We start from the raw sequence: 18682 nt of genomic DNA on the forward strand, positions 1-18682 counted from the left end.
GGCGGAGAGCTAGTCGGACTCGAACAACGACGGCGGAAGGCCCCGGCCGGGTTGACCGGCTGCGCGCCAGGGCACAAGCACAGCGCACACACCGGACATTGGACTCCACAGAGGCTTGGGGGAACTGATGGTCACGATGAGCGCAGGACGTCACACCCGACCGTTCTGTGGCATCCATCGCCGGCGTACGCGAGAGCGCCCGGGCCCTTCTTGAGCGTCTCGGCCCGATCGCGCAGGACGCCGCCGACACCGTGGTCCTGGTCGTCTCCGAACTCGTCACCAACACCCTGCGCCACGGCGGCGGCGCCTACACCCTGGACCTGGTCGCGCCCCGGACAGCATCGAGGTGGCCGTGCACGACCACTGCTCCCAGGCGCCCCGCATGCGCATCCCCGCTCTGAACAGCGCCGGAGGCTTCGGCCGGCCCATGGTCAACCACCTCGCCCACGCCACCGCCGTCACCCGCCACCCGTTGGGGAGCAAGAGCGTGAGCGTCCTCCTGCCGCGGTAGCGACCCGGCGTAAGCGTCGGGCGGCACTTCTGGCCGTTGCTGGGGAAAGTGACCGCAGTGGCAAAGTCCTGACGTCGCGTTGCCCGTCGTGCCAGCACCAGGTTCTTCGCCGGGACGGCATCTCGGCGAGGGCGGCCGGCCCTACGTCGAAACCCCGCATGCCGAATGGGTTAACCTCGCTTCCGCTTTGACTCCTGAGGCCGGATGGCCGGGCAGCAGATCTACTGCGGAATTGCCTGGCATGGATGCCTCAACTCCGGGTACGCCGTCTCTGGCCGCTCAGGAGCAGGCTGTATATGAGGATGGATCACGCAGGAGGGGACGAGCATGACAGTGACCGAGACGGCAGGGGCGCGGACCGTTGTGCTGCCGGAGATCAATGACCCGTCGCAGATCGCTCCGAAGGACGCCCGCGAGCTGTCGAGGCTGTTCTTCGACCAGCTCGCCGTGCTGGAAGAGGGCACGCCCGAGTACCAGTACGCGCGCAACACCCTCATCGAAATGAACATCACCCTCGTCCAGTTCGCGGCCTCGCGTTTCCGCAGCCGCGGCCAGGACGAGATGGAGGACATCGTCCAGGTCGGCACGATCGGCCTCATCAAGGCCATCGACCGTTTCGAGCTGTCCCGCGAGGTCGAGTTCACCTCCTTCGCCGTCCCCTACATCGTCGGCGAGATCAAGCGCTTCTTCCGCGACACCACATGGGCCGTCCATGTCCCCCGCCGGCTGCAGGAAGCACGCGTGGCGCTCGCCAAGGCCACCGAGGAGCTGCGCAGCCGCCTCGGCCGCACCCCCAGCACGCGGGAACTGTCCGAGCTGATGTCTTTGTCGGAGGAAGAGGTCATCGAGGCCCGCAAGGCCTCCAACGGCTACACCTCGGCCTCCCTCGATGCCGCCATCACCTCCAGCGAAGACGGCGAGGCCGCCCTCGCCGCCTTCATCGGCGTGGACGACACCGCCCTCGAACTAGTCGAAGACTTCAACGCCCTCGCCCCTCTGATCGCCCAGCTCGACGACCGCGAACGCCGCATCATCCACATGCGCTTCGTCGACGAACTCACCCAGGCCCAGATCGGCGAACACCTCGGCGTCTCCCAGATGCACGTCTCCCGCCTCCTCAACCGCACCCTCGCCAAGCTGCGGACAGGCATGCTCGCCACCAACTGACCATCCCAGAGTCTCCGCCGGTGTTCAGCATGAGCAGCAGCGGGTCGTGCTTGGCGGCTGCCTCCTGCCCTCCTAGGATGATCCGGCCCGCGTGGGGGGTGGCGATCTGGTCACTGACGAAGCCGATGGTGCTCGACCGCTTCAGCCGCCGGCCACGGGCCAGTCCGTTGGGCGCGTACCCCAGTTGCCGGGCCGTCTCCAGAACGCGCTGCCGGGTCTCGGTGTTGACGCGCTTGCCCTCGACCTCGTTGAGGATGTGGGAGACGGTCGTGACCGAGACTCCGGCGGCTGCCGCCACGTCCCTTATCCCGATCCGCCTGCCCAAGTGGTGCCCAATCGTTTCGGCAAGTGGGTACGGGATGAGACCACGCCCCCGTGGAGGCCTTTGTCGACGGTTCGTTACGGATTCGTGGCCAGCGGGTTCAGGAACGTCAGCGCGGAGGCGTCCTCTTCGATCAGCCGAACGAGGGCGGCGTTGAAAGGGCCGCCGTACGGGGCGTTCAGGTGCGCCTGGAAGGCGTCCTCGTCCCGGTACACCTCGAAGATCCAGAAGGCGCGCGGGGCGGCTGCCTTGGTGTAGACGTCGAAGGCGAGGTTGCCTTCTTCCTCGCGCACCTTCAGGGTGTAGTCGCCGATCAGACGGGCGACCTCGTCCTGTGCTCCCTCGCGGGCGGTGAACTCGGCGAGCAGGGTTTTCTTCACGGTCTCGTGTCCTTGTCAGTCGTGGGCGTCGCTTGTGTGCGGAGTCGAGGTGCCAGACGACGGCCTTGTCCAGCTTCACCGAGCCGTTCTCGGCCTTCAGCGCGGTCCGGACACCGGGGAAGGTGCTGCTGAAGTCCATGGCGCCGGAGTGGGTGCGGTCGACGTACACAGCTCCTGAGTCGTGATGTCGTAGCCGATGACGGTCTCCTCGCCATTCGCGCCGGTGCGCACCTTCAGACCGAAGCGTTCGGCGTCCTTGAGGGAGAGGGTCGCCTCGATGTCGAGAGCCTTGCCCTGCGCCGCGGGGCCGATCAGGGTCTTGGAGGCACTCTTGACGGTGACGCCGGACGCGGTCACCGCGTGCGGCTGCTACAGGGACCACACCCTGTTCACGGGCCGGCTGGTCAACAGGATGCTGCCGTCGACCGTACGCAGGGCATCTCCCCGAGGATGCTCTGCGCGCCGCGCCATGGTGACGTGGGGATGACCCCGCTGTAGTCCCAGCTGTTCATCCAGCCGATCATGTACCGCTTGCCGCCCGGCGCGTTCTCCCAGGACACCGCCGTGTAGTAGTCCTTGCCGTAGTCGGCCCAGTCGGCGCGCTGCACGACGGACTTCGCGGCCGTGTCGGTGGCGGTGAACCGGTCGGCGAGGAGGTGGCCCCAGCCTGCGGTGTTGATGTCGACGATCTGGATCTGCGCCTCCTTGCCGGCGTAGGAGCGCATGTCGAAGGAGGCCCGGTCCAGGTCTCGCTGTTGGAGCTGGTGGCGCTGCGGACGACCTTGCCGTCGACGATCAAGTTGACGGACGTCTCCTGGGAGACGAGCTGGGCCTGGGTGCCCGAGAGCGTGCCGGGATACACGTCCAGAGCTCATGGTGTCTCCTGTGCTGTGGCCGTCCACTGGGCGGAGCCTGCGGCTCGTGCGTGGACCGACCGAAACGTGACGCCCTGGTCGGCGTCGTCGTCCAGGCGGCCGAACCGGGGGTGTCATCGTTGACTTGTGTCATCGTTGACATCAAGTGGCCCGATGATGTGCGGAATCCGGCAGACGCGTCAAGGGTTGCGGCGGAACTGCCCGCCGCGGCCCGCCCGCCCGTCAGGCGCCGCCGGCGGCCGCAAGCTGCGCCAACTGGTTCCGCCACGGCGGATTGGGTCCGGCGACCGAGCAGGTCAGGGCCGCGACCCGGGTGCCGAACCGGCAGGCTTCCGCGACCTCGTCGAGACCGAGATCGGCCAGCCGGCCACCGAGGAGTCCGCGGGCGCCGAGGTGGTGCAGCAGGCCGGCGGTGAAGGAGTCCCCCGCGCCGACCGTGTCGACGACCCGCGTGGCCACCGCGGGCACCCTTAGCCGTTCGCCGTCGAGCGAGGCCAGGGCGCCGCCGGCGCCGAGCGTGATCACGACGAGCCGTACCCCCGCCGCATGCCAGATGTCGCACGCCTGCTCGGGCGGAGTGCCCGGCAGGAGGAGTTCCAGGTCGTCCTCGCTCAGCCGCAGGATGTCGGCGAGAGCGCACCAATGCGCGAGCCGGGCGCGGTAGACCTCGGGGCGCACCAGCAGCGGCCGGACGTTGGGATCGATGCTGATGGTGGCCCGCGGAGCAGCAGCCGCCAGGAACTCCTCCACCGCCGCTCCGCCGGGCTCACGGACCAGCGCCAGCGACCCGGTGTGCACACAGGCTGTTTCGGACAGATCCACCCTTGCCAGTTCCCCTGGAGTCCACTGCCAGTCGGCCGTGTTCTGCGCGTGGAACGAGAACGCGGCCTGCCCGGTGGCGTCCAGCTCCGCCACGGCCAGCGTGCTGGGCTCGGCGGCGGCGACGGCGTACGACAGGTCGACGCCGGACGCCTCCAGGTGTGCGCGGAACAGGCGGCCGAACACATCGCCGGACAGGCGTGCGAGGAAGCGGGCCGGCGTGTCCAGCCGGGCCAGGGCCACCGCCGTATTCGCAGGTCCGCCGCCAGGCAGCACCCGCAGGGCGAGCTCGTTCGAGGCGTTTGCCGGTTCGGCGAAGGCGTCCGCGACGCACTCTCCCAGAACGGTGATCTGACGCGGGCTCATGGGCTGCTCTCTCTCGGAAAGGCTCGGGAAGAACGGGCAAAGGGGCGGTACGGCGACACAGCCACTGACCGGCCGCGCGGAGCCGACGACTGGGGACGTTGCCAATTTGTGACGAGTGGAAGGCATTGACGTTGCCGGGATCCGGAGTCCATCATCCTGGCCAGGCAGTGTCAACGATGACATAAGTCAACGATGACACCCCGGGCGGCGCGCTCTGATCCCAACCCCCGTGCCGCCCGCTATTCCACAGGAGTCGATCATGTCTCGCACCACTCGCCTGTCCTCGTCCCTCCTCCGAGCCGCCGCGGTCACGGGCGTCGCGGCACTCACCCTGACGGCCTGCGGGTCCGGCTCCGGTTCGGGCTCCACGAGCTCCGGCTCGGGCAAGGTGAAAGTCGGTCTGATCACCAAGACCGACACCAACCCGTTCTTCGTGAAGATGAAGGAGGGCGCGGAGAGGGCCGCCAAGGAGAACGGTGCCCAACTGTCCACCGCCGCAGGCAAGTTCGACGGGGACAACGCCGGTCAGGTCACCGCCATCGAGAACATGGTCGCCGCCGGGGTGAAGGGCATCCTGATCACCCCGAGCGACTCCAAGGCGATCGTGCCCGCGATCCAGAAGGCCCGTGCCAAGGGTGTTCTGGTCATCGCGCTGGACACGCCGACCGAGCCGGAGAGCGCGGTCGACGCTCTCTTCGCCACCGACAACCTCAAGGCCGGCCAGCTGATCGGCGAGTACGCCAAGGCCGCCATGAAGGGCAAGACGGCGAAGATAGCCGCCCTCGACCTGGCGCCGGGCGTCTCCGTCGGCGTCCAGCGACACAACGGTTTCCTGAAGGGCTTCGGCGCCACCGACAAGGACGTCGTGTGCGCCCAGGACACCGGTGGCGACCAGGCCAAGGGTCAGACCGCGATGGAGAACTGCCTGCAGAAGTCACCCGACATCAACGTCGTGTACACCATCAACGAGCCGGCGGCCCTGGGCGCTTACACCGCGCTGAAGGCCAAGGGCCGGGAGAAGGACGTCCTGATCGTCTCTGTCGACGGCGGCTGCACCGGCACCCAGGCCGTCAAGGACGGCAAGATCGCCGCGACTTCGCAGCAGTACCCGCTGAAGATGGCCGCCGAGGGCGTCAAGGCAGTCGTGACGTACGCCAAGGACGGCAAGAAGGCATCCGGTTACACCGACACCGGCGTCACGCTGATCACCGACAAGGCGCAGGACGGGGTCACGTCGAAGGACACCGCCTATGGCCTGGAGAACTGCTGGGGCTAAACCCCCCAGGGACTGTCGTCACCTTCCCGTCGTCCGCCCGAGGCAGGCGGGAAGCTGACAACAGCCCCAGGACCGTACGACACCGCCACTTCCCTCAGCGGGGCGGTCGGCCCAACTCCCCGACCAGGGACGGCCGCCCCCTTGTCCCGTCGGCGGGGCTTCTGCCCTCGTCCTCCGACAAGGACATCTGTCTTCCGACAAGGACTTCGCATGACAGCCACGACAACGCCGTACTCGGAGCTCAAGGCACCGACCACAGCCCGCAGACTGCTCACGGCGCCGACCACCGGACCCCTGGCCGCCCTCCTCCTGGCCTGCGCCTTCTTCTCCTTCTCGACCGACCAGTTCCTGACCGGCGGGAACTTCTCGCTGATCGTGCAGCAGGTCATGGTCGTGGGCACCCTCGCTATCGGGCAGACCCTGATCATCCTCACGGCGGGGATCGACCTGTCCTGCGGGGCCGTGATGGCGTTCGGCAGCATCGTGATCGCCAAGATGGCCGCCGAGGGCTCCCTGCCCCCGCTCCTCGCCGTCGCCCTGGGCCTGGTGGTCTGCGGCGGGTTCGGTCTGCTCAACGGGTTGCTGGTGCAGAAGATCCCGCTGCCGCCGTTCATCGTCACCCTTGGCATGCTCAACGTGGCGTTCGCGCTGACCCACATCTACTCCGAGGAGCAGACGGTCACCAACCTGCCCGGCCCGCTGACGGCCCTCGGGGAGACCTTCCCGCTGGGCCACACGGACATCACCTACGGCTCCCTGGTCACCATCGCCCTGTTCCTCCTCCTCGCCTACACGCTGAGCAGCACCGGCTGGGGACGGCACGTCTACGCCCTGGGCAACAGCGCCGAGGCCGCCCGGCTCAACGGCATCCGTACCTCTCGCCTGACCATCGGCATCTACACCGTGGCCGGTCTGCTGTACGGCATCGCCGCCCTGCTGCTCATCTCCCGCACCGGAGTCGGCGACCCGCAGGCCGGGCAGACCGACAACCTCGACAGCATCACCGCTGTGGTCCTCGGCGGCACCAGCCTCTTCGGCGGACGCGGCTCGGTCCTGGGCACCTTCATCGGCGTCCTCATCGTCGGCGTGTTCCGCAACGGCCTCCAGCTGATGGGCGTCGCCTCCATCTACCAGACCCTGATCACCGGAGTCCTGGTGATCCTCGCGGTGACCGTCGACCAGCTCTCCCGGAAGAAGGCCTGATGACCGTCTCCTCCTCCCCCACGCCCGTACTGCAGGCCCGTGGTCTGGTCAAGCGGTACGGCCAGGTCACCGCCATCGACGGCGCCGACTTCGACCTGCTCCCCGGTGAGGTCCTCGCCGTCATCGGCGACAACGGCGCCGGCAAGACCAGCCTGATCAAGGCCCTCACCGGCGCGGTGACCCCCGATGCGGGCGAGATACGACTCAACGGCGAGCCCATCACCTTCTCCGGCCCGCAGAGCGCACGCGCCCACGGCATCGAGACGGTCTATCAGGACCTCGCCGTGGCCGCCTCCATGGACATCGCCTCGAACATGTTCCTCGGGCGCGAGCTGCGCCGCCCCGGCGTCCTCGGCAGTGTCTTCCGCATGCTGGACAAGAAGCGCATGCGCCAGGAGGCCGCCGAGCACATGGCCGATCTGAAGATCGGCCTGCGCTCGCTGACGCAGTCGGTGGAGACGCTCTCCGGCGGACAGCGGCAGGCCGTCGCGGTCGCCCGTTCCGTCGCCTGGGCCCGCTCCGTCGTCGTCATGGACGAACCCACCGCAGCCCTCGGCGTCAAGGAGTCCGGCCAGGTCCTCGACCTCATCCGCCGGGTCCGCGACAAGGGCATGCCGGTCGTCCTGATCAGTCACAACATGCCCCACGTCTTCGAGATCGCCGACCGGATCCACGTCCACCGCCTCGGCCGGCGCGCTGCCGTGATCAAGCCCTCCGACTACTCCATGGCCGAGGTCGTCGCCATCATGACCGGCGCCCTCACAGTCGACGAAACCGGAGATACTGTCGTAGCGGATTCGGAGGCCGCGAAGGCCGCCGGAGTCCGGGCCACCTGACAGCACTACCCAGCTCTCGCATCTTCCGGCCGAGGCCGCGGCCGGAAGCGAGAGCCCTCAGGAGACGGTTTCCTCCATGGCAGCGAACCGCCGCCCCACCCTGGCCGACGTCGCCCGAGAAGTCGGCGTCAGCGCCAAGACGGTCTCCCGAGTCCTCAACGAGGACGGACCCGCCTCCGCGCAGACCAGGGAACAGGTACTCGCCGCAGTGGCCAAGCTCGGCTTCCAGCCGAACCTCATGGCCCGCAACATCCGCATCGGCGGCCCGGACACCACCATCGGCCTGGTCATTCCCGACCTCGCCAACCCCTTCTTCGGAGCCGTGGCCCGCGCCATCGAGGACACCGTCCGCGAACGCGGACTGACCCTCCTCATGGGCTCCTCCGCGGACGACCCCGAGCGCGAACGCGCCCTGACGGACAAGTTCCTCGCCCGCCGCGTCAGCATCCTGATCGTCGTACCGTCCGTCGGCGCCGACCACTCCCACCTCAAGTCCCACCGTACGGCGGGGCTGCCCGTGATCTTCCTGGACCGACCCGGAGTCGGCCTCGCCACCGACAGCATCGTCAGCTCCAACCGGGCCGGCGCCCACGACGGCGTCGCCCACCTCATCGCCCACGGACACCGGCGCATCGGCTTCGTCGCCGACCTGCCCGTGAAGCTGTACACCCGCCGTGAACGTCTGGCCGGCTACCGCTCGGCACTCCAGGAAGCCGACATCCCCGACGACCGCTCGCTCCTCGCCAACGCCCACAACCAGCAAGGAGCCGAGGCCGCGACCGCCCAACTCCTCGGCCTGGCCGATCCCCCCACAGCGCTGTTCGCCGGCAACAACATCATGGCGCTGGGCATCGTCGCCGAACTGGCCCGCAGCAAGCGCAAGGACGTCGCCGTAGTCGCCTTCGACGACGTCTCGCTCGCCGAGGCACTCGAGCCGGCCCTGACCGTCGTCGCCCAGGACGCGGAAGAACTCGGCAGGGCAGCCGCGACCACCGCGCTGACCCGACTCGACGGCGACCGCACACGCGCCCGCACCATCACCGTCCCCACCCACCTGGTCGTCCGAGGCTCGGGCGAACTCCCTGTCGCTGCGTTGCAGGAACCGTGACCTGGAGTTGGCGCCGAACTGCACGGCCAGGCAGGCTGTCGAGATCGGCCGGCCGGCATTGCCGCTCTTCGGTATGGCGGTGAACCCGCAGGTGGCACTCCCCTGACCGCGGCGGAAGAGCACCGCCGCGCCACAGGCCGCGGCACGGCCGTCCTCGGTGCTCTCCACGCGAGCGAAGGTGATCCTCCCTTCGCTGTTCCTGTCCGCGGGCCAGGCACGTTCTCTCCGCGCAAGCAGAACGGTGGCAGCACGATGATCTCGTTGCCATACACCTCTACCGACGGTGGGAGCCTCAACCGACCTGCCCGGCCTCCACTCCCTGTGCCCCTCGTAGAGGGCATACCTCCATCGGAACAGACGCCGCCGTGAGAAGGTTCCTGGGCCGTTTTCAGTACGGGCCGTTTCTCCCGCACCGCAGTCTGGTGGCAGCCCAGTGATCCAAGTGTCACGCAGCACCCTGATCGCCTGCTGCCGCTCCGCCACCCACCCCAGCAGCGTCGGGCAGGCGCCGCGGCAGCCCCTTCCGATTCCCTGCGTCCTGCCAACGCCCCCAATTCGGCGCCCAGCCACTCACTGAGGCCACATGCGGCGGCTTCCCCCGCTACGAGCCAAGACCGCTCTGATTCCAGTATCGGCTCCTCCACCAGGCGAAGACCCGCATGCGGCCCCAGCACAGGCATGGCCCTGGTCCCGGCGAGCAGAAGCGGCCATGAAGGCACCGGGCAGGCCGGCGGATCCGCAGCATAGTCCTTGTGTCAACTGGGCAGCCTCACCTCGTTCGTTGTATGCGATGCTCCTGAGCAGGCACAGCTCCAAGCCTCGCATCACCGACCCCGTTCAGTGACCGGCGGCTATCCGCTCCCCCAGATGGAAGCTTCCGTCCGGATGCTCGTATCGCTGCCGTGCCCGGTGTAGACCTGCGTGCCGGGCGGCAGGGTGAGGAGTCGGTCGCGGATCGAGCGGATGATGGTGGGAAAGTCCGAGTACGAGCGCCCAGTTGCTCCGGGGCCGCCCGCGAACAGAGTGTCGCCGGTGAATACGGTGCCGAGCGTCGATGCGTACAGGCAGATCGATCCCGGTGTGTGGCCGGGGGTGTGTATCACCCGCAATTCCGTTCCCGCGACGTCGATGCGCTGGTCATGGGACAGGTAGCCGTCAGGGCTGTGCTCGGGATGGGTGTGCTTCCACCGCAGTCGGTCGTCCAGGTGCAGGAGGACGGGAGCTCCGGTGGCTTCGGCGAGCGCCGGGGCTGCGTTGATGTGGTCGTTGTGGGCGTGGGTGCACACGATGGCGGTCAGGCGCCGGTCGCCTATGGCTGCCGCGATGGCATCGGCGTCGTGGGCAGCGTCGATCACGATCGCCTCGTGGTCGTCACCGACGATCCAGACGTTGTTCTCGACGTCCCAGAGGCCGCCGTCCAGGCTTGAAGGTGCCTGAGGTTGTGAGGCGTTCGACGCGGACCCCGGTCATCAGAAGATCACCACCGAGCGGAGGACATCGCCCTTGTGCATGCGGGCGAAGGCGTCTTCGACCTCGTCCAAGGTGATCGTCTCGGTGACGAAGGAGTCGAGGTCCAGGCGGCCTTGGAGGTAGAGGTCGATGAGCATGGGGAAGTCGCGGGACGGGAGGCAGTCGCCGTACCAGGAGGACTTGAGCGTGCCGCCTCGTCCGAAGACGTCCAGTAGCGGCAGGTCGAGTTGCATGTCGGGGGTGGGGACGCCTACGAGGACGACGGTGCCGGCCAGGTCACGGGCGTAGAACGCCTGTCGGTAGGTCTCCGGCCGCCCGACGGCTTCGATGACGATGTCGGCGCCGAATCCGCTGGTCAGCTCGCGGATCACCTCGACCGGGTCGGTGTCGCGCGCGTTCACGGTGTCCGTGGCGCCCATCGTCCGGGCTGTCTCGAGCTTGAGGTCGTCGATGTCCACGGCGATGATCTTCGCGGCGCCGGCCAGCCGGGCACCGACGACGGCTGCGTTGCCGACGCCTCCGCAGCCGATGACAGCGACGGTGTCGCCTCGGCCTACTCCTCCTGTGTTGATCGCCGCACCGATGCCTGCCATGACCCCGCAGCCGAGCAGGCCGGCGGCGGCTGGTGAGGCGGCCGGATCGACCTTCGTGCACTGGCCGGCGGCGACGAGGGTCTTTTCGGCGAAGGCGCCGATGCCGAGGGCGGGTGACAGTTCGGTGCCGTCGGTGAGGGTCATCTTCTGGCGCGCGTTGTGCGTATCGAAGCAGTGCTGCGGGCGTCCACGTCGGCATGCGCGACAACGGCCGCAGACCGCCCGCCAGTTCAGGACGACGAAGTCGCCCGGCACCACGTCGGTGACTCCGGTGCCGACCGACTCCACGATGCCCGCCGCCTCGTGTCCGAGAAGGAACGGGAGTCGTCGTTGATGCCGCCTTCTCGGTAGTGCAGGTCGGTGTGGCAGACGCCGCAGGCCTGCACTCTTACCACCGCCTCGCCCGGCCCTGGATCGGGCACGACGATCGTCTCGACGCGCACCGGCTCGCCTTTGGCGCGGGCGACGACGCCGCGTACGTGCTGAGGCATGGATGGATCCTCTCGACTGTCTGTATGGAAAGTGAGGCTCGGGTTTCCGACGGACGGTGGTCAGCTCGCGGGACGCACGCGTACGGGGAGCGCTGCGAAGGAGCGCAGGGTGTTGTTGAGATGCCGGCGCGGTTCGCCTGCGAGCTCGATGCGTTCCACCCGTCGGGCCAGGGCGGTGAGGAGTACCTCGGCTTCCAGGCGGGCCACGTGCTGGCCTACGCATTGGTGGATGCCCATGCCGAAGCCGACGTGTCCGGATGGATCGCGGGTGAGGTCGAAGCGGTCCGGGTCGTTCCAGCGGGCCGGGTCGCGGTTCGCCGCGCCGAGGAACATGAGGATCTTGGATCCCTCGGGGATGAGGGATCCCGCGATCGCGACGTCGGTCGTGGCGGTGCGGAAGAAGGTCTGGACGGGTGACTGCCAGCGCACCGCCTCATCGAATGCCACGCGGGCCAGTTCAGGGCGTTCGCGGAGCCGCTGCCATTCGCCGGGGTGGCCGGCGAGGGCGTAGAGGGTGGCGGCCAGGCCATGCACTGTCGTGTCGACGCCGGCGGTGAGAAGGGAGCGTACGACCAGCGGTGCCTGCTCGTGGGTGAGGTCGCCGCGGTCGGCAGCGGCCCAGATGCGGGCGCCGAATCCGTCATCGGTGAGGGCTTGGCGGGCGCACTGGGCGTTCACCCAGGCGGACAGGTCGGCGGCCCTGGCAGCGTCTGCCTGCACGAGGGCGTTGACGGGGCCGAAGGCATTGAAAGCCATGTTGCCGTAGGGCAGGAGGTTGTCGCGGCCCTCGGGTCCCAGTCCCACGGCGTCCGGGAAGACGCGCAGCGGGAATGCTTTGGCCAGGGCTTCGAACGCGTCGAAGCCAGTTCCCTGGGTGGCCAGGACGGTGTCGACCAGGTCGTCGGCTATCGGCTGCCATGCCGCACGCAGTCGGCGCAGTGCTGGTGGGGCGAGTATCTCGCGCAGGACGCGGCGCGGTGCGTCGTGGTGCGGCGGGTCGGCCTCCAGCAGCAGGCTCGGAGGCCGCCAGGGCTTCGAATGGCGGAAGTTGGCCAGTCCCACGCCGGCGGCGGACTGGAACGTCTGCCAGTCGACGAGGGCCGCGTGCACGTCGCGGTATCGGGCGAGCGCGTAGACGTCGTAGCGGGACAGCCGCACGACAGGACCTGCTTCCCGAAGGGCGTGGTGCAGGGGTTCGGGCGTCGTGAGGTGTTCGGTGGCGAACGGGTCGGCGTCGCTCGTGGGCGGTTCGACGGCAACGGCGGGTGCTTCGGACATGGCGGCTCCAGCGAAGTGCGGCTCGGGAAGGGGCAGGTCGTGGCTCAGAGATCCAGGACCAGGCGGGCCGAACGGGAACGTGAAACGCAGGGCAGCATGCAGTCGTTGGCGGCGCGTTCGTGTTCGGCCAGCACCGAGTCCCGGTGGTCCGGGGTACCTTCCACGACCGGGGTGAGGCAGGTGCCGCAGGTGCCGTGCTCACAGGAGGACAGCACGTCGACACCTGCCTGCCGAACGGCTTGAAGGACGGTGACGTCGGGGGTGACGGTCACCGTGCGCCCGCTGCGGCGTAGTTCGACCTCGAAGGGTCCGCGGTGCACCGGCTCTGTCAGGGCCTTGGCTGTGAATCGCTCGGTCCGCAGGCTGTACGTGGGCCAATGGGAACACGCTGTCTCAACGGCAGTGAGCAAGGGCCCAGGTCCGCAGCAGTACACCTTGGTTCCCTCATTCGGTTCGCTCAGCCAGGCCTCCAGGTCGAGGAGTCCGACCTCGTCCTGGGGGCTGATGCGGACGCGGTCGCCCCAGGAGGATGTGAGTTCCTCGAGGAAGGCCATGGAGACCCGGCTGCGGCCTCCGTACAGCAGTTGCCAGTCGGCTCCGGTCACGTCGGCTTGGTGGATCATCGGCAGTAGAGGAGTGATGCCGATGCCGCCCGCGATGAACAGGTAGCGCTCGGCGGGCGCCAGGGGAAAGTGGTTGCGCGGCCCTCCGACTTCTACGAGGTTCCCGGGCATGAGCTGATCGTGGATGTAGGCGGAGCCGCCCCTGCCGGGGGCTTCGCGGAGGACCGCGATGCGGTAGGTGTACGGGTCCCATCGGTCGCCGCACAGGGAGTACTGGCGAGTCACTCCGCTCGGCAGGATGAGGTCGATGTGCGAGCCGGGCGTCCAGTCCGGTAGCCGTGTGCCCTCGGGATGCGCGAGGGTGAGTGACACGACGCCGTCGGCGACAGGTTCCTTGTCCTGCACCTGCAACGTCACGGTGGAGAGGTTCTGCTGCAGCGGAGCGGTGGGCAGCAGGTTGTGTACGACCACGTTGTCGCCTCCCGTCTGTGGAATGCAGGAAGCATGCGCGGGGGCACCGTCGGACCGCGACGGCATTCTCGTTCAGTGAGAGACCAACTTCGCGGAGATGTCATGCAGCCGTCGCATCGCTGTCATATGCCTATGGGGCGTCTTGTGTCCCGCGTCCGGCCAGCGCGCGGGAGATGCCTCGGGCTGCGGTCCGTACGACGGGGACAACGGCCTGGGCACCGGCCTCATTGGGCACGATGACCGACAGCGCCGCGATCACCGCGCCGTCCGCACCGCGGACGGGCGCGGCGACGCCCAGGGCCTCCGCGTGGACGTAGCCGGGGCAGTACGCGTAACCCTGCTGCCGGATCTCGGCAAGAACCGCGCGCAGCTGTGCCGGTGTGGCTGGTGTGACCGGTGTGTACGCGATCAACGGGCTGTCCAGGATCCTTTGTTTGAGGTCACTGGGGCCGTGGGCGAGGAGCACCAGACCGCTGGAGGAGGCGTACAGAGGAAGCCGCCCGGCGATCCGGGTGTAGTTGATCACGGCCTGTGGTGCCGAGAGCCGTTCGAGGAAGAGCACGTCGTCGCCGTCGAGGACGCCGATCTGCACGTGGTGGCCCACGACGTCGTGGACGCCTTCCATGAACGGCATTGCGTGATCACGCAGGGAGAGAGTGGGGGAAGCACGCGTTACCAGCTCCCACAGCCGCACGCCGATGCGTACTTTGCGGTCGGAGTCCCGGCTCAGGAAACCGTGCGCCACAAGCTCGGCCACGAGGCGGGAGACCGTGGCCACGTGCAGGCCGGTTCGACGGGCGATCTCGGAGACCGTCAGCGCCGGCTCGTCCTGGCTGAACGCTTCGAGAATGCGGGCTGCCCTGGACAGCACCGACTCCTGATGGGGTGTGTGCATGGCGAACCGTTCTGCTGGTCTCCCAGCCGGGGGCGGTGTCCGTCTCTGCGTCTACTCGTACGCACGGTCCATGGCAGCCAGTGCGTGAGCGATGTCCGTGGTGCCTGCGAAGAGGGCACGCACCTGCTCGAAGTGCGTCTGCTGCACCTCCGAGTTGGGCCATCGCTGATCCATGAACGGTACCGTCGTTCCGTCCTTCTGCCGCCGTGCCACCTCCGCGACCGCGGGATCGGTGGAGAAGGAGTTGCTGGGCAGAGCGGGCAGCGTTGCTCCGGACCGGTTGTACAGGTTCTGGCCCCGTTCTGATCCCAGGAAGTCCACGAACGCCAGTGCCGCTTTGCGGTGGGGGGCCTTGGCGTTGAGCCCGTAGGCGGCGGAGACGGCGCCGGGAATCCGGGTTTCGCTCGGCTGATCCGTGGCCGGCAGGGCCGTCATCCGGAAGTGCATTCCTGGGGCCGCGGAACGCAGAGCGGCGAGAGTGCCGGCGACCTGGACCACTCCCACCGCTCGCCCGTCGGCCACTTGGTCGAGGGCGTCCTCGTAACTGGTTTTGAGCGGAGCAGTGCTGAAGCAGCCACGATCGCGCATCTCCAGGTACTTGGTCATGGCTTGGCGCCATCCCGACCGGGCGAAGCTCTCCTTGCCGGACTCCATCTGCGTGTCGAAGCCGGGGTCGTGGGCGTACACCGTGGTGGCGACCAGTGCGTAGTCGACGAGCTGGGTGACCCACGGGGTCTGGTTGCCCAGTGCGAAGAGCACCTTCCCGTGCCGGCGGGCGGTGTCGCACAGGGCGAGAAGGGTGCTGTAGGTGGTGGGCCGGGTTCCGCCGATGGCCTTGAGCGTTTCCGCCGAGTAGATCGCGCCGATAGCGCTGAAGGTGACGGGTACCAGGTACGTACCGACGCCGCCGTCGGTGACCGGCCGCATGCTGTCCGGTATCCGGCCGGCGAAGAAGCGCAGGCTGAGTGCTTCCAGGAAGTCGTCCTCTTTCAAGGCCAGGACGGAGGCAGGGTTGCCGCTGCCGGGCCAGACGGTGAAGACGTCCGGTGCCTTGCCTGCCCGAAGCTGCTGCGGAAGCTCCTTCTGCAGGGTGTTGGTGTCGGCGTAGCTGACGTTGACGTGGATGCCGGGACGGGCTCGGTGGAAGGCCGCGACGACGGCCTGCATCGAAGCCTTGTCGGTGATGTTGGCCCTGACGGACACCTCGGTGTCCGACGTGTCACTGCCGGCTCCGATGACGGAGCAGCTGGTCAGAAGCGTCATGCTCAACGCCAGGGATGCGGCGAAGCGAAGGGGTCTCGGTCTGCGGGACACTGGCGGGCTCCATGCGGTGGTGGAGGCGGAGGTTCGACGAGCCGGACGGGAATGGCTGAGGCGCGTCACGCCGTGGCGAGGAGGCGGACGGCGTGACGCGCCGGCCGGGATTGCGGTCAACTGATGGGAACGGCTCGCTGCGCGGTCAGGTCACGGGAACTGTGCGCTGTGGCAAAGGCGTACCTGCCGGGGACAAGTGTCCAGGCACCTGCCTTCCAGATGGTGAGGTCGTCCACGGGAATGGTGACCGTGAGCCGCTGGGAGCCCGCGGGAGCCAGGGTGAGTTTGCGGAACGCGACGAGCCGCTGCGGCTCGGCGGCGGCGGCGCTCGGCAGTGCGGCGTAGAACTGCACGAGTTCCGTGCCCTTGCGTGAGCTGGTGTTGGTGACGGTCACGCCCAACGTCACTGTCTTGGCTCTCTTGTCGTATGTGGCTTCGAGGGAGCCGTGGGCGAAGGTGGCGTACGACAGGCCGTGGCCGAAGGGGAAGCGCGGCTGCTGCCCCTTGCTGTCGTAGTAGCGGTAGCCGATGGAGATGCCCTCGTCGTAGGAGACGGCTCCGTTGCTGCCGGGGTAGGTCGCGGGTGTGGTGCCCGGCCCCTGGGTGGCGTCGGCGGGGAAGGTGACGGGCAGACGGCCGGAAGGGTCGCTGTCTCCGAAGAGGACAGCGGCCAGCGCCGTGCCCATGCCGCGACCCCCGTACCAGGCTTGGAGCACGGCCTCGACGTCGCCGAGCCAGGGCATCGTCACGGGACCGTCGGTGTTGAGGACGACGGTGGTGCGCGGGTTGACCGCTGCCACGGCGGCGATGAGCTGTTCCTGATCACCAGGCAGACCGAGTGCCAGGTGATCCATGTCCTCGCCGGCGACCCGGTTGACGAAGACGATGGCGGCGTCCGCGGCACGCGCCGCGTCGACAGCGGCGGGGATCAGGGATTCGGGCTGCCATCCGAGGGTGAGCCCGCAGGTGCCGGGGTCGGTGGTCGCGTTGGTGTAGGTCACCTCGATGGTGACGGCCTTTCCGGCGGTCAGCGCGGTGGCGCCCTGGAGGGGGTAGTCGTAGGGGCCGAGGAAGAATCGGCGGCTGTGCCGGGTGCCGGTGGCGACCGTGGTGCCGTTGACCTTCAAGGTGGCGGTTCCGGCGGCGAGCAGGGAGAACCGGTGCAGGCCCGTGGTCGTCGGCACCAGGGTGCCGGTCCATTTCGCCGACCACACGTCGGGCAGGTTGTCCACGGGAGCAGCGGTGAAGTCGACGGTGGCGTCGGTGCGGGTGGTGAGCGGGGTGCCGGAGGCCTCTGCCCCTGAGTAGTAGGTGGCGGACAGGCCAGGGGTCCCGGCGCCGCTGCGCAGCACGGTGGAGGGAACCGCGGTCAGGGGAAGATCTCCCTTGGTGCCCTGTGCGTGCGTGACCGTGACGCCGCTGCCGGCGCGGGCGCGGATGGCGTTCAGGGGCGTCGTCCATGTACCCGGGTCGACGTAGGTGGAGCCGCCCACGCCGGTGAGGACGTCGGTGCCGGCCGGGCCGATGACGGCCAGGGATTTCAGGGTGGCCGGGAGAGGGAGTGCTGCGGAGCGGTTGGCCAGAAGCACCAGGGAGGCGACGGCGGTCTCATGGGCGAGGTCCTGGTGGGCCTGGGTGCTGACGTCGGCCGCCGGAGTGGGTACAGGATGGTCGAAGAGACCGTTCGCGTACATCGTGACGAGGATGCGTCGGGCTGCGTCGTCCAGCCGGGTGCTCGGTATCGCACCGCCCGTGAGTACTCCGGCGGGGATCTTGACTGCGTAGGGTCCGAGCCCGGCGAGGTCCATGCCGGCTCGTGCGGCGGCGACCTGGTCGTCACCCGCCCAGAAGTCCGGCACGGTGTAGCCCTGCAGTCCGATGGCCTTCTTCAAGTCGTCGAAGAGAGCCGAACTCTGTGTCGCGAAGGTTCCGTTGATCTTCGGGTAGGCCATCATGACCGAAGTGGTCGGGGCGGCGGTGACCACGCGGCGGAACGGTGCTTCGTGGAGTTCGTGCAGCGCACGGTCGGAGACCTTGGTGTCTGTGGAGAAGCGGTTGGTCTCCTGCGTGTAGGCGGCGAAGTGCTTGACCGTGGCTGCGACGTTCTGGCTCTGTATGCCGGTGGTGAGAGCCGCGCCCAACTGGCCGGCGAGCAACGGGTCCTCGCCCATGCCTTCGGACTGTCGGCCGGAATGCCAGGTCCGGGTGAGATCGACGGTGGGGCCGAGGAGGTTGTTGTAACCCTTGGCACGGCCCTCCGCGCCGATCGCGCGGCCGATACGTGCCGCCAGGTTCTCGTCGAACGTCGCCGCCTGCGCGACCGGAACGGGGAATGCGGTCACGCCTTGCTCGCCGCGCAGACCGGCCGAGGCGTCCACCATGGTCAGAGCCGGTATACCCAGGTGAGCGACGGTCGCGAAGTCGCACCGGACGAGCGCTTCCTTCTCAGCCGCTGTCATACGGCCGAGCATCGCGTCCGCCTGATCCTGCGGTGCCTCGGACCGTGCGGCGACTGCCGCTTCGGTCATCAGGGGGGCCATGCTCAGGCTCATTGCGGTGAGGGTGGCGGCAGACAGAAATGATCTTCTTTTCACGGCGGCTCTCCGAAAGGGGGGGGCGGATCTACGCTTATGGAAAAAGGGGCCGGCCGAGGGGTCAGGTTCACGGCCGGCCCCGACTCGGGGAGGGAAACTGATCCCTGCGGTGTTCCCGGACTCACCTGCTTGCCTACCGAGTCCCGCGGC

Annotated in this window: 13 protein-coding genes and 4 pseudogenes; 6 read left to right on the forward strand and 11 right to left on the reverse strand. The window is 68.4% G+C overall.

All coding sequences use genetic code 11. The features are described 5' to 3' along the window. The first annotated feature begins 176 nt into the window (after positions 1 to 176). Both OHT01_RS07775 and OHT01_RS07780 read left to right on the forward strand, forming a co-directional pair. Positions 177 to 511 (forward strand): annotated as a pseudogene (locus OHT01_RS07775) (ATP-binding protein). Between the two features lie 327 nt (positions 512 to 838). Then, positions 839 to 1678 carry an RNA polymerase sigma factor SigF gene (locus tag OHT01_RS07780; protein WP_328552392.1) on the forward strand — a complete coding sequence of 280 codons (840 nt, stop codon included), beginning with the start codon at positions 839 to 841 and terminating at the stop codon, positions 1676 to 1678. Here the strand turns inward: OHT01_RS07780 and OHT01_RS07785 are convergent. From OHT01_RS07785 to OHT01_RS07800, 4 genes and pseudogenes are all read right to left on the reverse strand, one after another. Beyond that, positions 1629 to 1976 (reverse strand): LacI family DNA-binding transcriptional regulator, encoded by a 348-nt coding sequence (locus OHT01_RS07785; RefSeq protein ID WP_328558047.1) that lies wholly within the window; start codon positions 1974 to 1976, stop codon positions 1629 to 1631. The genes OHT01_RS07780 and OHT01_RS07785 overlap by 50 nt on opposite strands. A 101-nt stretch (positions 1977 to 2077) precedes the next feature. Continuing rightward, positions 2078 to 2380: a putative quinol monooxygenase gene (locus tag OHT01_RS07790; protein WP_326784476.1), complete on the reverse strand. Its 303-nt coding sequence runs from the start codon at positions 2378 to 2380 to the stop codon at positions 2078 to 2080. A gap of 37 nt (positions 2381 to 2417) precedes the next feature. After that, a pseudogene (locus OHT01_RS07795) lies at positions 2418 to 3227 on the reverse strand (GH32 C-terminal domain-containing protein); the annotation flags it as partial. Positions 3228 to 3477: 250 nt separating this feature from the next. Further along, entirely contained in the window at positions 3478 to 4440 is a 963-nt protein-coding gene (locus tag OHT01_RS07800) for a carbohydrate kinase family protein (RefSeq protein ID WP_328552393.1), read from the reverse strand. Positions 4441 to 4699: 259 nt separating this feature from the next. Here OHT01_RS07800 and OHT01_RS07805 point away from each other — a divergent pair, with 259 nt between their 5' ends. The 4 genes from OHT01_RS07805 to OHT01_RS07820 all read left to right on the forward strand — a co-directional run bounded on the left by OHT01_RS07805 (position 4700) and on the right by OHT01_RS07820 (position 8863). After that, the gene (locus tag OHT01_RS07805; RefSeq protein WP_328552394.1) at positions 4700 to 5716 is read left to right on the forward strand and encodes a sugar ABC transporter substrate-binding protein; all 1017 of its coding nucleotides are present in this window, start codon (positions 4700 to 4702) and stop codon (positions 5714 to 5716) included. A gap of 210 nt (positions 5717 to 5926) precedes the next feature. Continuing rightward, complete coding sequence (locus tag OHT01_RS07810; protein ID WP_328552395.1) at positions 5927 to 6919, forward strand: ABC transporter permease; 993 nt, start codon at positions 5927 to 5929, stop codon at positions 6917 to 6919. Continuing rightward, positions 6919 to 7755: an ATP-binding cassette domain-containing protein gene (locus OHT01_RS07815; RefSeq protein WP_328552396.1), complete on the forward strand. Its 837-nt coding sequence runs from the start codon at positions 6919 to 6921 to the stop codon at positions 7753 to 7755. The genes OHT01_RS07810 and OHT01_RS07815 overlap by 1 nt, the downstream gene beginning before the upstream one ends. A 76-nt stretch (positions 7756 to 7831) precedes the next feature. Continuing rightward, positions 7832 to 8863 carry a LacI family DNA-binding transcriptional regulator gene (locus OHT01_RS07820; protein WP_326784480.1) on the forward strand — a complete coding sequence of 344 codons (1032 nt, stop codon included), beginning with the start codon at positions 7832 to 7834 and terminating at the stop codon, positions 8861 to 8863. An 837-nt stretch (positions 8864 to 9700) separates the two neighbouring features. Here OHT01_RS07820 and OHT01_RS07825 read toward each other — a convergent pair. The 7 genes and pseudogenes from OHT01_RS07825 to OHT01_RS07855 all read right to left on the reverse strand — a co-directional run bounded on the left by OHT01_RS07825 (position 9701) and on the right by OHT01_RS07855 (position 18490). Further along, a pseudogene (locus tag OHT01_RS07825) lies at positions 9701 to 10333 on the reverse strand (MBL fold metallo-hydrolase). Beyond that, positions 10333 to 11417: pseudogene (locus OHT01_RS07830) on the reverse strand (S-(hydroxymethyl)mycothiol dehydrogenase). Before OHT01_RS07830 ends, OHT01_RS07825 begins: the two co-directional pseudogenes overlap by 1 nt. Before the next feature lie 60 nt (positions 11418 to 11477). Further along, entirely contained in the window at positions 11478 to 12695 is a 1218-nt protein-coding gene (locus tag OHT01_RS07835) for a cytochrome P450 (RefSeq protein WP_328552397.1), read from the reverse strand. A gap of 44 nt (positions 12696 to 12739) precedes the next feature. Beyond that, a complete protein-coding gene (locus tag OHT01_RS07840; RefSeq protein WP_443043366.1) occupies positions 12740 to 13729 on the reverse strand; it encodes a PDR/VanB family oxidoreductase in 990 nt (329 codons plus the stop codon). Between the two features lie 130 nt (positions 13730 to 13859). After that, positions 13860 to 14624 (reverse strand): IclR family transcriptional regulator, encoded by a 765-nt coding sequence (locus tag OHT01_RS07845; protein ID WP_328552398.1) that lies wholly within the window; start codon positions 14622 to 14624, stop codon positions 13860 to 13862. Positions 14625 to 14675: 51 nt separating this feature from the next. Next, positions 14676 to 15887 (reverse strand): ABC transporter substrate-binding protein, encoded by a 1212-nt coding sequence (locus OHT01_RS07850; RefSeq protein ID WP_328552399.1) that lies wholly within the window; start codon positions 15885 to 15887, stop codon positions 14676 to 14678. Positions 15888 to 16054: 167 nt separating this feature from the next. Further along, positions 16055 to 18490, reverse strand: coding sequence for a beta-glucosidase (locus OHT01_RS07855; protein WP_328552400.1), 2436 nt, complete (start codon positions 18488 to 18490; stop codon positions 16055 to 16057). Positions 18491 to 18682: the final 192 nt, after the last annotated feature.

It is taken from the genome of Streptomyces sp. NBC_00358 (assembly GCF_036099295.1).
Taxonomy (GTDB): Bacteria; Actinomycetota; Actinomycetes; order Streptomycetales; family Streptomycetaceae; genus Streptomyces.